The organism is Citrobacter freundii complex sp. CFNIH9 (assembly GCF_002903305.1).
Taxonomy (GTDB): domain Bacteria; phylum Pseudomonadota; class Gammaproteobacteria; order Enterobacterales; family Enterobacteriaceae; genus Citrobacter; species Citrobacter portucalensis.
Genome location: NZ_CP026238.1, coordinates 808,282 through 822,508 on the forward strand (window position 1 = coordinate 808,282; position 14,227 = coordinate 822,508).

The 14,227-nt window shown below is 45.7% G+C and carries 11 protein-coding genes; 3 read left to right on the top strand and 8 right to left on the bottom strand.

Annotated elements, in window-relative coordinates; translation table 11 throughout:
• Positions 1 to 6: 6 nt before the first annotated feature.
• Positions 7 to 255 (top strand): hydrogenase maturation factor HybG, encoded by a 249-nt coding sequence (hybG, locus tag C2U43_RS04125; RefSeq protein ID WP_003024459.1) that lies wholly within the window; start codon positions 7 to 9, stop codon positions 253 to 255.
• Positions 256 to 349: 94 nt separating this feature from the next.
• Here hybG and yghU read toward each other — a convergent pair whose 3' ends face one another.
• A complete protein-coding gene (gene yghU / locus C2U43_RS04130) occupies positions 350 to 1,216 on the bottom strand; it encodes a glutathione-dependent disulfide-bond oxidoreductase (RefSeq protein WP_103284713.1) in 867 nt (288 codons plus the stop codon).
• A 218-nt stretch (positions 1,217 to 1,434) separates the two neighbouring features.
• On the opposite strand from yghU, the gene C2U43_RS04135 reads away from it, so the two are divergent.
• Together C2U43_RS04135 and gss are read left to right on the top strand one after the other, a co-directional pair.
• Positions 1,435 to 3,723: an FdhF/YdeP family oxidoreductase gene (locus tag C2U43_RS04135; protein ID WP_103284714.1), complete on the top strand. Its 2,289-nt coding sequence runs from the start codon at positions 1,435 to 1,437 to the stop codon at positions 3,721 to 3,723.
• Positions 3,724 to 3,876: 153 nt separating this feature from the next.
• The gene (gene gss, locus C2U43_RS04140) at positions 3,877 to 5,736 is read left to right on the top strand and encodes a bifunctional glutathionylspermidine amidase/synthase (RefSeq protein ID WP_103284715.1); all 1,860 of its coding nucleotides are present in this window, start codon (positions 3,877 to 3,879) and stop codon (positions 5,734 to 5,736) included.
• Between the two features lie 251 nt (positions 5,737 to 5,987).
• Here gss and C2U43_RS29315 read toward each other — a convergent pair whose 3' ends face one another.
• The 7 genes from C2U43_RS29315 to C2U43_RS04170 all read right to left on the bottom strand — a co-directional run bounded on the left by C2U43_RS29315 (position 5,988) and on the right by C2U43_RS04170 (position 13,856).
• A complete protein-coding gene (locus C2U43_RS29315) occupies positions 5,988 to 6,143 on the bottom strand; it encodes a hypothetical protein (RefSeq protein WP_158654519.1) in 156 nt (51 codons plus the stop codon).
• A gap of 122 nt (positions 6,144 to 6,265) precedes the next feature.
• Complete coding sequence (locus tag C2U43_RS29320; protein ID WP_158654520.1) at positions 6,266 to 7,375, bottom strand: hypothetical protein; 1,110 nt, start codon at positions 7,373 to 7,375, stop codon at positions 6,266 to 6,268.
• Between the two features lie 23 nt (positions 7,376 to 7,398).
• Complete coding sequence (locus C2U43_RS29325) at positions 7,399 to 7,746, bottom strand: hypothetical protein (protein WP_158654521.1); 348 nt, start codon at positions 7,744 to 7,746, stop codon at positions 7,399 to 7,401.
• 768 nt (positions 7,747 to 8,514) lie between these two features.
• Entirely contained in the window at positions 8,515 to 8,904 is a 390-nt protein-coding gene (locus tag C2U43_RS04155) for a hypothetical protein (protein WP_103284718.1), read from the bottom strand.
• Positions 8,905 to 9,441: 537 nt separating this feature from the next.
• Positions 9,442 to 10,515 carry a PAAR domain-containing protein gene (locus C2U43_RS29540; protein WP_199771089.1) on the bottom strand — a complete coding sequence of 358 codons (1,074 nt, stop codon included), beginning with the start codon at positions 10,513 to 10,515 and terminating at the stop codon, positions 9,442 to 9,444.
• 35 nt (positions 10,516 to 10,550) lie between these two features.
• A complete protein-coding gene (locus tag C2U43_RS04165) occupies positions 10,551 to 12,524 on the bottom strand; it encodes a type VI secretion system Vgr family protein (RefSeq protein WP_103284719.1) in 1,974 nt (657 codons plus the stop codon).
• A 603-nt stretch (positions 12,525 to 13,127) separates the two neighbouring features.
• A complete protein-coding gene (locus tag C2U43_RS04170; protein ID WP_071445514.1) occupies positions 13,128 to 13,856 on the bottom strand; it encodes a peptidoglycan recognition protein family protein in 729 nt (242 codons plus the stop codon).
• Between the last annotated feature and the right edge of the window lie 371 nt (positions 13,857 to 14,227).

The window sequence follows — 14,227 nt, forward strand, 5'->3', positions numbered from 1 at the left end:
TCAGATATGTGTATTGGAGTCCCTGGTCAGGTTCTGGCCGTTGGTGAAGATATTCACCAGCTTGCGCAGGTTGAAGTGTGCGGCATCAAACGTGATGTCAATATTGCCCTGATTTGTGAAGGTGATACCGCTGAGCTGGTCGGGCAATGGGTGCTGGTGCACGTAGGGTTCGCCATGAGCATCATTGATGAAGATGAAGCTAAAGCCACGTTAGACGCACTTCGCCGCATGGAGTACGACGTCACCAGCGCGTGACAATCGGTTAGTGCCTGATGACGTTACGCTTATCAGGCCTACGCCTTCTATGTAGGCCGGATAAGGCATTTATGCCGCCATCCGGCATCTTGCGTTAACCCTGGCGCTTATCTTCGGTATTGGTGTCGAAGTCGCTGGCGTCATGACGTTCATGAAGCTGCTCGTTCAGCGGCCCGTTAGTGCGGTTTACAATACGACCACGCTTAACTGCCGGACGCGCGGCAACCTCTTTTGCCCAGCGCTGCACGTGCTTGTAACTTCCTGCATCGAGGAACTCTGCCGCGTCGTACACGTTGCCCAGCACCACATTGCCAAACCACGGCCAAACCGCCATATCGGCAATGGTGTATTCATCTCCTGCCACAAACTGATTCTGTGCTAACTGCTTATCCAGTACGTCGAGTAAGCGCTTGGCTTCCATCGTGAAGCGGTTAATAGCGTACTCAATTTTTACCGGCGCATAGTTATAGAAGTGACCAAAACCACCGCCGAGGAACGGCGCCGCACCCTGTAACCAGAATAACCAGTTCAGTGTTTCAGTACGTTTTGCCAAATCCTGCGGCAGGAAATAACCATATTTTTCCGCCAGATAGAGCAGAATTGCGCCAGATTCGAATACGCGAACCGGCGGGTTTTGCGAGTGGTCGCGCAGCGCCGGGATCTTCGAGTTCGGATTCACCTCAACAAAGCCGCTGGAAAACTGATCGCCATCGCCAATGCGAATAATCCAGGCATCGTATTCCGCGCCCTTCACGCCCTGCGCCAGTAACTCCTCCAGCATAATCGTCACTTTCTGCCCGTTTGGCGTCCCCAACGAATAGAGCTGTAGCGGATGCTTGCCAACCGGCAGCGTCTTCTCGTGGGTGGCGCCGGAAATCGGGCGGTTGATATTGGCGAATGCGCCGCCGTTCGATTTTTCCCACGTCCAGACTGTCGCGGGCTGATAGGTATTGTCTGACATATTGACCTGCCTTCTGAGTGGTTGTGTTGATGCAGTGTAGCAGTTAGGTAGAACTCAATTTAACAGATTGGGACTTTATGTCGCTTTGTGCTGAAAGGGGAAGATAAATCTAACCCGTTCATTGTACCTGGCCCGTACTCCATGAAGAGGAAATCAATGTTGGACGGAAATTGCTACCGTATTCACCATCAAAAATTGGCGGTGAATAAGCAGTAATAATGAAAAATGGTGTTCCAGGAGTAAGCGGTTATCAGGGCCCTGCGGGTGGGTGGGGTGCGGTAAAAGCCGTCACTGCTTCGGTGTTTTCGCAAAAGGCTGTCGCGCGCGACATTATCGCGATGTTCAAAATGAACCAGGTGAAAGGGTTCGACTGTCCGGGCTGTGCGTGGCCGGACCCCGGGCATCGTGCGCCAATGGAGCTGTGCGAAAATGGCGTTAAGGCGGTTTCCTGGGAGACAACCAGTAAGAAAGCGTCACCGGAATTTTTCAGCCGTCACCCGGTTTCCACACTCTGGCACTACAGCGATTATGAACTGGAAAACATTGGTCGTTTGACGCATCCAATGAAATACGATGCAGTGTCAGACACCTGGCAGGCGGTGGATTGGGATATCGCCTTCCAGGAGATCGGCGAGCGTCTCCGCAGCTATGACTCAGCACAACAGGTTGAGTTTTATACCTCCGGCAGAACGTCAAATGAGGCGGCGTTCCTGTATCAGCTGTTTGCCCGCGAATATGGTAGCAGCAACTTTCCTGATTGCTCAAACATGTGCCACGGACCGACCAGCGCAGGGCTAACGCCAGCCATTGGCCTTGGGAAAGGGACCGTTGAACTTGATGATTTTGACCACTGCGATCTGGTGATTTGTATCGGGCATAACCCTGGTACTAACCATCCACGCATGCTGACCACCTTACGCGACGTTGCCAAACGTGGAGCCAAAATTATCTCCATCAACCCGCTGAACGAAAGGGGGCTTGAGCGCTTTAGCTTCCCGCAAAGCGCGAAAGAGATGTTCACCGGTCAGGCGACGGAGCTGAGCAACGACTACTACCAGGTAAAAATGGGCGGAGACGCCTCGTTGCTCAAAGGCATAATGAAGGCGCTGATCGAAATGGACGAAGCGCGGATCCTACTGGATCAACAGCCGACGCTCGATCATGCGTTTATCGACCAACATACCGCGGGATATGCAGCGCTGTATGACGACTTACGTCAGCATAACTGGGCTGAGCTGGAACAGGACTCGGGTCTGACGCGTAGTCAGATGGAAGATCTGGCGCACAGCTACAGCAAATCCAGCGCCACGATTGTTTGTTATGGTCTGGGCATCACTCAGCATAAAAACGGCACCGAGAACGTCCAGCAGCTGGTAAATCTGTTGTTGCTGAAAGGTAATATGGGTAAGCCGGGGGCGGGGATCTGCCCGTTACGCGGCCATTCTAATGTGCAGGGCGATCGTTCTGTAGGGATCAACGAAGCGGCGTCCGAAGACTTCCTGCAACGACTTGAGAAGCATTTTTCTATCCGCGTTCCGCGCGAACATGGACGCTCCAGCGTGGAGAGCATTCGGGCCATCGAGCGGGGAGATGCAAAAGCGCTCATCTGCATGGGCGGCAATCTGGCGGTAGCGATGCCCCAGCCGCAGCGTACCTTTGCGGCGATGAAAAATCTGGATCTGCAGGTCCATGTGGCGACCAAACTGAACAGATCGCATCTGCTGCTGGCAAAGCATAACTACCTGCTACCTGCATTAGGCCGAACGGAGCGCGACATGCAGGCGACGGGGATCCAGTCGGTGACCGTCGAAGATTCTATGTCGATGGTCCACGCTTCCTGTGGCGCGCTGAAGCCGGCTTCCCACTGGCTAAAATCGGAGCCCGCGATTGTGGCGGGCATGGCGCGTGCCACGCTGCCGCATTCTCCGATCAGTTGGGAAGCATTTACCGGGGACTACGCGTTGATCCGTGACGCCATTGAAGCCGTGATCCCGGCGTTCCACGATTACAACGCACGTATTGCCGAGCCGGGCGGATTTCGTATGGATACGCCTGCTTCGCGCCGTGAATGGCGAACGGAGAATGGCAAAGCCAACTTTATCGTCAGCCATCAGCGGGCGGTAGAGCGGGAACATCAGCCTGCTGATGCACTGGTTCTGGCGACGCTGCGTAGCCACGATCAGTACAACACCACGATTTATGGGATGAACGATCGCTATCGTGGCATTACTGGCCGTCGGGATGTGGTGTTTTTAAGCGCCGAAGAAGCGACGAGCCGCGGTCTGAGCCAGGGTGATGTGGTCAACGTTCAGGCGCTGGACGACAACGGTCAGCCCTGCGCGGATCGCATCATGTACGGCTTAACGGTGGTGATTTACAACATGGCGGCTGGCTCAATTGGCGCTTATCTGCCTGAAGCGAATGTCCTGCTTTCGCTGGATGCGGTAGATACACAAAGTTTGACTCCGGCGTATAAAAGCGTACCGGTCACCCTGACCAAAGCGTAGTTCCTGCTGTGAATTTTTCGCCTCTGAGCGCCAGCCGCTGCGTTGAGGTGTATGATGATGTCGACCTCTGTCCGGTTAGTGTCGCAGAGCAGGCAATCAGAGCGAAAAATTCACGCCAACCTGCTCAGGCTGTATTGTTTTGAGGTAAGGTGCATGAGCAAAGGAACGACCAGTCAGGATGCCCCATTCGGGACATTATTGGGCTATGCCCCAGGTGGCGTAGCAATCTACTCTTCAGATTACAGCTCCCTCGACCCACGGGACTACGACGATGATGCAGCATTTCGCAGCTATATCGACGATGAATACATGGGCCACAAATGGCAGTGCGTAGAGTTCGCACGCCGCTTTCTCTTCCTTAACTATGGCATGGTCTTCACCGATGTGGGCATGGCCTGGGAGATCTTCTCCTTACGCTTCCTGCGCGAAGTAGTGAATGACAACATCCTACCGTTACAGGCATTTCCGAATGGTTCGCCCCGCGCGCCGGTAGCAGGCGCACTGCTTATCTGGCAAAAAGGCGGCGAATTTAAAGATACCGGGCATGTGGCGGTCGTCACCCAGTTGCTGGAAAACAAAATCCGTATTGCCGAACAGAACGTGCTCCATACGCCGCTGCCTCCCGGACAGCAGTGGACCCGCGAACTGGAGATGGTGGTTGAGAACGGTTGTTACACCCTGCGTGATACCTTTGACGACACGACCATTCTTGGTTGGATGATCCAGACCGATGATACCCGTTTCAGCCTACCGCAGCCGGAGATCGCCAATGACTCGCTGAAAATTGGCGGCGCGCGACTGGAAGATAACGGGCAATTTGATGGTAAATGGCTGAATGAGCAGGACCCGCTGCAAAAAGCCTACGTGCTGGCGAACGGTCATGTGATTAATCAGGACCCGCATCAATACTTCACCATTACCGAGAGCGCCGAGCAGGAGCTGATTAAAGCCACCAACGAGCTGCACCTGATGTATCTGCATGCGACCGACAAGGTGCTGAAAGACGACAACCTGCTGGCGCTGTTTGATATCCCGAAAATCCTCTGGCCGCGCCTGCGCCTTTCCTGGCAGCGTCGTCGGCATCATATGATTACGGGGCGTATGGATTTCTGTATGGATGAACGTGGACTGAAGGTGTATGAGTACAACGCCGATTCCGCATCGTGCCATACCGAAGCCGGTTTGATCCTCGAAAGATGGGCCGAACGGGGCTACACAGGGCAGGGACACAACCCGGCTGAAGGGTTGATCAACGAACTGGCGGGGGCCTGGAAGCACAGCCGCGCACGTCCGTTTGTCCACATCATGCAGGATAAGGATATCGAGGAGAACTATCACGCGCAGTTTATGCAGCAGGCGCTGCGTCAGGCCGGGTTTGACAGCAAAATTCTGCGAGGTCTGGATGAACTGTGCTGGGATGATGCCGGTCAGCTGATTGACGGTGATGGCCGTCTGGTGAACTGCGTCTGGAAGACCTGGGCGTGGGAAACCGCAATTGAGCAGGTGCGCGAGGTCAGCGAAACGGAGTACGCCGCGGTGCCAATTCGTACCGGGCATACGAATCAGGAAGTGCGTTTAATCGACGTGCTGCTGCGCCCGGAAGTGTTGGTCTTCGAACCTCTGTGGACGGTTATCCCTGGCAACAAAGCGATTCTGCCGATCCTCTGGCAACTGTTCCCGCACCACCGTTATCTGCTTGATACGGATTTCACTGTTAATGAAGAGCTGGCGCAAACCGGTTATGCGGTGAAACCTATTGCAGGACGTTGTGGCAGCAACATCGATCTGGTGAGTCATCAGGAAGAGCTACTGGATAAAACCAGCGGTAAGTTTGCCGAGCAGAAGAACATTTTTCAGCAGCTTTGGTGTCTGCCAAAAGTTGCCGGTAAATATATCCAGGTTTGTACCTTTACCGTAGGTGGTAACTACGGCGGTACCTGCCTGCGTGGTGACGAGTCGCTGGTGATTAAAAAAGAGAGCGATATTGAACCGCTGATTGTGGTGAAGGAATAACCGCTCACCCCCTGTGATGGTGATGTTGCCATCACGGGGGCTTTTGACCTGCGCTGATTTTTGCTCATGCCAAATCGATAGCATTGGAAATACGCCAACTTAGTATCATCAAATAAGTCAGCGCTTTCGCTGATTCAGGCTGATTGTAAGCCTTATTATAAGGGTCGCAAAATCCAGGGCAAGATTACGAAACCCCGCAAGGATTGACGCGAGGTACTCTCTGTCCATTGCCGCTCTTTCGTGATCTTGCCCTAAGCTGCCACCAGGTCCGGAAGCCCGCTGGCGATGTCCACTTTGAGGGCAAAAGGAGTGGAATGTGGCAGGTAAAGGCCGAAGCCCACCACTGCGGTGGCTGTCTCCGGCAGTCCGTCCACGTTCAGCGTAAAACGCAATTCTTTTAATGACATGTTGTTCTCCCTGGTGTTTACAGGAATAAAGACATTCCGCTGTTCAGCGGCAGTACAGTGTTACGCTTGTGTTCAGGCACGCTACCTACTCTGCTAAATTATTGGGTCTATTGAGTGTTATATCAATGCTCAATATAAAACTGATCTTCATACTCTAAGTCGTAGTTATTAAGTGAATTTAAGATAATATCTATTGCTCGTTTTCCCGCGGCCCAGGAACCGAAATGTTGTTTTTGTAGAGCAAATGACCCAATTATATAGAACCAACTTTCCTGAATCTTTCCGGAAAAAACAACTAACATGCCTTCTCCATTTCTTGCATTCTTTACTTTTAACTCACCAGTCCATAATTCCGTAATGTTCTTATTGAAGATATCTTTGCGTTCTCTTAGTGAAATTTCATCAATTTCAAGGTGATTATTTTCTTTTAGTTGACTGACAATTAGTTTACAAACCTGTTCTTTATTGATTGCCGCATCATGGTATAAAAAATAGCCATCAATAATGCCATGAACGTTACTTTCTTCTTTTAAAGATAACGAATAGTAGCTCATCTTTTCGTTATTATATCGTTCTGAATATAGCCATGAGGCAGGGTAATAAAAGGAATGGTTTGCAGGTACATCCAGATTTATACTCTTTAGTTCTTCTGCCAAATGCCATTTTGAGTCATTAATTAAAGTGAAAAAATTCACACAATGAAAGAGATCCTCAGCCAGCGATTCATAATCCTTCCAGTTGCAACAGGCTTTTACCATTATCACATTGGCCCTGTTGTTTTCAAAATCATAATTTTTAAATACTCTGATTCTTGATGTGATGGTTTCGTTATCGATATCTTTTTTTGTCAAAAAATCAGCATATCGACCACTAACGCTATAATAATATTTACAGTAAAGGATTTCTTCACCTAAAAGGTCTAATATATATTCTCCCCAGTCACTGGCATCGATGTCGTTATTTATATGTTCATAGACTACATCAACTTCTGTAAAGGGGGATTTTGCTCCAGAAATGGTCTGATAGCAGCCAATAGCATAGAGGTTATTGGTTCCTGCGATTAGCTCAGGTTTAATGCTGACCGGTTTTACATCTAGTGGGAGTAATATCTTGTAATATAAGCTTGTTACTTCTGAGGATGTATAGCGGCATCGCCAAAAATGCTCTTTTTGGTATTCAAAACTATATGTCACTGCCCTTGGGATGGATGGTTTGTTATTGCTTTCTCTCATTATAATAACTCTCTCTGGATTATCTACATTTCGTTTTTTAACATAAAATACATCACAACTAGAAAACCCAAATTAAAAGCCAATTTATATCCTTTAGATACCAGATTCTCTCCTTCAATGAAATTTTTAAGAAATGATTTTTTGATATTTTCTTGGTTATATTTTTGATGGAACGATACTATATTATTGACGCCAGCATCAATAAGAGAAAATACAAAAAAATACAAAAACAGATAACAGCCGATAAGAAAGCATATAGTTGACAATCGAGTGTATTGTAAATCATCATTTAACATAACACTAATGCAGGAAAGTAGTAAAAAAGCTACAACCCCAAATAACATTCTAAACATTCTATTGTATTGGTTCATTTAACCTCCAATGATAACAGTTGCTACACCTGAATGGAATAATTCCACATTACCGATAGTTGAATCGATAAGAGAAAAAAGTAACAACCAATAAAAACAAGCGTTCGCCAAGCCAGTGTCCATTGGCATAGTGCCAACTTGGGTTAATAATAAAAACCATCTTTCTAGGTGATGTTTTAAAAATTTTGTCACATTAGCTAATTTAAATCTGAAATATTCATTGTTTATTATAAAATGTTTTTAATATTTAAGTATTATGAAATTAAAAACCATGTAAATATAAAATAAAAACACACAGCTTCAGAGAGATATTTATTGTGTATTTATGCCTCGCGAATGAAGAAATTAGCTTTTTATTAATATTATCATTGTTAAATTTGATATGGAAGGAGTATATTTTTCAATCCCAATGTCGACTAATGAAAATGCGCTATAGTAAAAAACATAAATCCTGATAACGCCACAAGAAATTTAACAAGTATAATGCTATGTACATGATGTATGTTTTTAATCAATAAAAAGCAAATCAGAGATGACAATGCAATACCAAAATAAAATCTAAAAATTTGTTATGATACACCTTGATAATATTGCTTAAAGTTTCATAGAAGAACAATACTAACCTCCAATGATGACGTTTGTTTTTCCAGTCAATATAACACCTGATGTTGAAATTGCCAACCCCAGTAATACAGGCCAAGGGGTTTCAGTGAAGGGGCCTATTTGTATATCTTCCTCCCAATCAATTCCAATAACCAGTGCAAGCTTTCATGCCAGCTTTACTCTGAACATGAGATTATCTGTATCCCACCAAACCCCACTTTTCAGGCCTCCCCCTACTGAGCCAGCACTTACAGCAAGGGAACTTTTTTGTTTTAAATATTTAGATTCCAGAGCACTTGATAATTCGCCTTTTACGGCAGCTGCTTCAGCCCGCAATTCAAAGGCAGCGCCTCCTTGATGCTCATCCTCACCATTAATTAATGTTTCAGAGGCTTTTGCTTCAGCAGTTCCAAATGTTCCTTCTATTTTTATATCTTTAAAATCACCCGAATTTTCCTTTCCAAAACTAACCCCCGTATTTATAGAAAAACCGGTAGCCTTTACACCATATGTTCCTGATAAATGTTTATCGTTTGAGATAGTACCTGCATTCATTTCTACTTTACCAACAACAGTTCCTAAATTTTCTATCTTATCATTTTTTTCATAATAATATTTCTGAGTTGTCTTGGTTGTATTTATAAAGTTTGATGTGCAGAATGAATAAGGATTTAAAATTAGCCATTGCTTAAATGTTGCTATGAGTGGTGGTTGTCAATTATGGTATGTACATAAGATACATGAAACACGCATATATATATAAAGACAAATATGAGCTTAAGGAATCTTGATATGTTAAATTGATTGGATAAATACCATTTTATTGGTTGTCTGTCGATGTTGGTACTATTATTTTTTATATGAAATGCAGCTAATCGTTTAGCACCACCATCTATCATTGAAAAAATAGTATAGTAAAAAAAAGCATAAATACCAAGTAGGTGTACTATTTTTAATGATGTTATATTTCGAACGTGATGAAATATAATGTATACTGAAAGGAGGTATAGGGCAATACCTAAAAAAAATCTAAATACAAGATTATTGTATAATGGAAAGACAGATTCTGATATGCGAATAATTTTACTCATATTATCCCCCAATAGTAACAGTAGATGCACCTGATAGCACTATACCAGATTTGGAAGAGGTAAATCCAAGTCGCTCTTGAATAGGGACGCTAGTAAATGGTCCAAGCTGGATATCAATATCGCCCCCTAATCCTAATATAAATGCTATTTTCCCTGACAATTGAACTTTTACCATTATATTATCAAAATCCACCCATGCCCCTCCTCCCAATCCTAAACCTGCCGACCCAGCAGTTCCATCAACGGAACCTTTCAATTTAAAATATTTTGAGTCTATAGCACCTGAAAGCTGCCCTTTTGCAACAGCTGCCTCTGCTCCAAGTTCAAAGGCGGCACCAACTCTTGCTTCGTCAAGATCGTGTGTTAAATTATAGTTGCCTTTTCCTTCAGCTAACCCGATTGTACCTTCAGCTTTTGCCTCCACATAGTCACCAGATCCTGCTTTTCCTGAACTGAGGTCTACATTCCCAGAAATACCCTCTAACTTTGCATCAACCGAGCTGGAATGTACATCCTCATTTGCAACTGTCCCTGCCTTCATTTCAGCCTTGCCAACAGTACCTCCGAGACTAATGTTCGTCCCACTTTCTCCAATCGGATGATTTAGTTGAAAATCTATAATGCCTGCTTTTAAGTCACTCGTATCATATTGACCATCACCATCACCATCACCATCACCATCACCATCACCATCACCATCCGTTAGAGCTGACACTGCGTATCCAGTATATAATTTAAACTCATCTGAGCCATTTGGATTTTTTACCGAGCCATCTTCATTTCTATTTTTAACTATTGTTATAGAATGATATTCAGGAAGTTTAGGTCCTGTTGTCGGTGGTAATGATTTTTTACCACAAACTACCTTATCCCCTTTTCTGGCGGCAGGTATTCCATTTATTGTAACTGTTTTAGAACCTTCACTGATTACACCGGGCCCATGCTCTTTACAAACAAAAGTATCCCCCATTCGAGCAGCCGGAAAACCTCCTGTTGAGACATTACTACTGCCTGATGTTATTGGCCCATCATGTCCGGCTGTATCTGCCGTTTGTCTTGCTGCATCCTTACCCATATCGCATTCTCTTATGTGGCAATTAACTAATTTAATTATGGATTTAATTTTAACATGCCACCGGTCAGCACCTGTTCCTCGCTACCATCTGCTGATAATTTTTTGGTATTGACATGATATTCATCTTTCGCAGTATTCTTAATTATTTTTCCACTAATCGTAATTTCTCCATTCTCCAACAAGGTAATGCTCGACTCTCCACAAATAAACTCGATCTTCTCTTCTGAAGAAACGCTGATGGTTTTTTTTACCTTTATTGTTTGCTTCCCTTCATGAAGGGTAATTTCCTGATCTCCTTTATCTATATCGGTTATTTTATTTCCTTCAGTAACTTCGGTGATCTGATTATTAACTACCGTTGTTTTTTGATCATTAGCTACCGTCACCGTCTGGTCATGACCACCTGCCTTTTTACTGCCCACCTTCACTGTTTGCCCCACAACCACCGTCTCCGTATGGTTGTTGTTTACCGTCGTGGTCCGGTCGTGCAGCACCTCCGTATCCATGTTCTTCTGCGCATGGATATACACCCGCTCCTTTCCGGTGGCGTCATCAAACGTCAGCTCGTTAAATCCGCCGCCTTTATAGGTTTTCGAGCGGATGGTCATCTGCGTTTTCGTGCCCGGCAGACTGCCCGGTGGGCGGTTGTCCTGGTGGTAGGTGCGTCCCATGATGATGGGCTGGTCCGGGTCGCCGTTGAGGAAGTCCACAATAACCTCCTGGCCCACACGCGGAATGGCGAGATTGCCAAATCCCGTTCCCGCCCACGCCTGCGATACCCGTACCCAGCACGAACTGTCCTCATTCCCCGGACAGTAACGGTCCCAGTGAAAACGTATCCGCACCCGGGCATGTTCGTCACAGAAGATTTCTTCCCCGGCCGGGCCGGTGACGATGGCGCTCTGTGGGCCGTCTACGGAGGGCTTCGGCAGGGGAGGGACACGCCATGTTCTGTCGGCCGGGATAACCTCGAAACGATTGCTGAGAGTGGTTCCTGTTCCCTGACTGCCATGCAGTGCCTGCGGCTGGTCTCCTGCCAGTACGCTACCCACAATCTGCCATTCCCTGTTCAGCGATACTGATGGATGTCCTGTCAGGGTAAAGCGCTTCCCCGGCCACATTTTTGGTGAGTTACTGTAACCTGTTGCTGTCTCTGCATTATGTCTCCGGCCCTCAATCTGGTAGCGGGCAAACGCCTGTCCGTGGGATTCGTCTTTGAAACGTCCGGGATAATCGAAGATTTCATACTGCGTGAGTTGGCCGTTCAGGTTCTCAGCAGCGCGGTTGTAATAGCCGGGCCAGGCGGGCGTTTTGAAGGTGTAGTCCTGAGTTTCGACGGATGAAGGCCGTATCTGCGCATGATATCTGAACTGGCTGATGTGTTCGGTGGATGCCTCGGCCGTCGTATTCGGATTAAATGGCATGGATCCCAGTGACGATACTCCTGCCACATCATCGCAAAGTACCAGCTTTTGCTCTGTCCCTTCCGGAGTGCACCAGTCAAAATAAAAGATGCCTTCTTCTGACCACAGGCGGTTCAGGAAGGCAAGGTCAGTCTCACCGTACTGCACGCAGAACTCGCGTGCCGGGTGCGGCTCATAAAATACCGGGGTCCACCCGGTGATACCATTTTCACTGAGCAGGGTGGAGGAGATGGCTTTGATATCCTGCTGCTGGAAGATGCGGAAGTTCTGGCGTAAACCGCTTCTCCAGAGTGGTGGTGAGATAATTATATGGTATCCCATCTGCCAGTGATTGTTTTCACTGAGGGTTACGGCAGAGACAATACCACTGATATAGCGTAATGGCTCCATTCCCTGCCAGATGGTCAGTACGGCATTTTTTTCCAGGAAATCAGTTGCGGTCAGGTCAGAAAGACCGCTGGCAATATCCACTATTAGCTGGAAAGGTTTTGAGTAATGCTGAGTAAGTCGAAAACTGACCACCGCGGTGGTCATTTCCGACAGACCGTCCACTGCCAGTGTGAAGCGCAGTCCTTTTAACGACATATTACCTCCTGATGGTGATTGTCAACGGATTTACCTCAAATTCTCTTACAATGCTTTTATTAATTTGGTTGTTTAGTAGAGGAGTGAAACATCAGATAACTATATCCTGTAAGTTTAATTTTTCATCAATGTTTATTCTGTAACTCATGTTAATTCTTATCTTGCATTTTGTTAGCAGAAAATACATGTCTCCTGGATTTATCTGGGCCGTTATATTAGACGGTCGTATCATTCAGTCGGGTATATAGAATCCATTAGTAAGAAGTTTTTTCTTTATTGTTTTTCTACATTCCGATAGTTGTTTTCCATACCTTACTTGGCAGTAATTATACAATTTATCATTCTCATTTTTGGTTGTTGGTGAATCTCTTAGAATGTCAGAAGGCGAGACAGGTAATTCAAAAAATAAAGTTGATGATATGGTGTGTTTAATGAAAGGAATTGGTATCCAGGGCATGTCGCCTTCTTCATAGTATAGCTGTTTATCTATTCCAAGTAGAAAATATAAAAAAATAGATAAGATGATAAATTTATGGAATGAATGGGATCGCATATATAATATTGTACTCGAGAAAAATTTTCATTCGAAAACAAGTGTTAATTTCAGGGGGCACTTAACTTGAACTTTGTTCTGAGATTGGCAGCAATCTGAAGACCATAAGTTCCTGGACAAGCACGACCTAAGCCATTTAAAGAGGCAAACTCCCTATGTCCTCCTAACTGTGTGATTGGGAAAAATTTTATAAGAGTCCTAACTAAGACGTTAATAGCATTTTTCTGTTTATCGGTAGGTATATCAACGGATATATCCCAGTCATCCTTAACTTGTCCGGCAAACTCACTTAATGATCCCCATCGGGATGGTCCAAATTGTGAGGCTTCACCTGGTAAACTAAAATCTGATAAAAAAACTATACCAATTTTTCCTGTGTTTGCCCCTTTTAGGTGAGCGCCTTTTTCTCTTATATCCAGAGCTTCATAAACTACACCTGTGCAATCTATAGCATAATGATAACTTAAGTGATTAAAACTTTTGATGTCGGTTTCTTCAGCCTGGCGCATTTTAGCTTCCCCATCTTTAGTACATGAGTAACTATTTCCAGCATGATGTATTACAATTGCAGGATAGTCCCAGTCTTCACCATCACTTCCTGGGGTGGTTTTTGCTTTCCAATCACTTCGTTTTCTGACAGTTATTCCTGCTTCATGCAAGTCAGAAAATATAGATTCCCTTACCTCGTTCTTTTTTTTACGTTCTTTTATGGACTTTGATATTGCATCAAGCCCTGTATGAATCAACTCTTCAGTTACTTTATAATAATCGTTTTCCATATTAAGACCGTTTGAATGTAATTGATGACTAAATGCTCATGAATTTATAAATTAACGTGTTGATTTTATTGTGAATTTTATGATGACCATCGTGCGGGAAATATACTTCTCTTATGTGTTCACACTGCAAAATCATCACAGCCATAGGTCTACGTGCGTTACGTACTACCCGGCCTGCTTTCCCTTTAATTACTCTACTATTTGGCACTGCTATCTATTCTGCTTCCATTGTAAAACTCTGTCCTTTTAACGACATATCAACCTCCCTAAAGTATGACTCTCGCTGTTTAGTGACTGTGACGGTACGTACAGTGTTACGCTTGCGTTCAGGCACGCTACCGCCGAAGTTTCCGGCGTCCGCCATCTCCCGT

Excerpts from the sequence above, each read along its gene's own strand:
- hybG (WP_003024459.1), top strand. The coding sequence starts at position 7 with ATGTGTATTGGAGTCCCTGGTCAGGTTCTGGCCGTTGGTGAAGATATT.
- yghU (WP_103284713.1), bottom strand. The coding sequence starts at position 1,216 with ATGTCAGACAATACCTATCAGCCCGCGACAGTCTGGACGTGGGAAAAA.
- C2U43_RS04135 (WP_103284714.1), top strand. The coding sequence starts at position 1,435 with ATGAAAAATGGTGTTCCAGGAGTAAGCGGTTATCAGGGCCCTGCGGGT.
- gss (WP_103284715.1), top strand. The coding sequence starts at position 3,877 with ATGAGCAAAGGAACGACCAGTCAGGATGCCCCATTCGGGACATTATTG.
- C2U43_RS29315 (WP_158654519.1), bottom strand. The coding sequence starts at position 6,143 with ATGTCATTAAAAGAATTGCGTTTTACGCTGAACGTGGACGGACTGCCG.
- C2U43_RS29320 (WP_158654520.1), bottom strand. The coding sequence starts at position 7,375 with ATGAGAGAAAGCAATAACAAACCATCCATCCCAAGGGCAGTGACATAT.
- C2U43_RS29325 (WP_158654521.1), bottom strand. The coding sequence starts at position 7,746 with ATGAACCAATACAATAGAATGTTTAGAATGTTATTTGGGGTTGTAGCT.
- C2U43_RS04155 (WP_103284718.1), bottom strand. The coding sequence starts at position 8,904 with ATGAATGCAGGTACTATCTCAAACGATAAACATTTATCAGGAACATAT.
- C2U43_RS29540 (WP_199771089.1), bottom strand. The coding sequence starts at position 10,515 with ATGGGTAAGGATGCAGCAAGACAAACGGCAGATACAGCCGGACATGAT.
- C2U43_RS04165 (WP_103284719.1), bottom strand. The coding sequence starts at position 12,524 with ATGTCGTTAAAAGGACTGCGCTTCACACTGGCAGTGGACGGTCTGTCG.
- C2U43_RS04170 (WP_071445514.1), bottom strand. The coding sequence starts at position 13,856 with ATGGAAAACGATTATTATAAAGTAACTGAAGAGTTGATTCATACAGGG.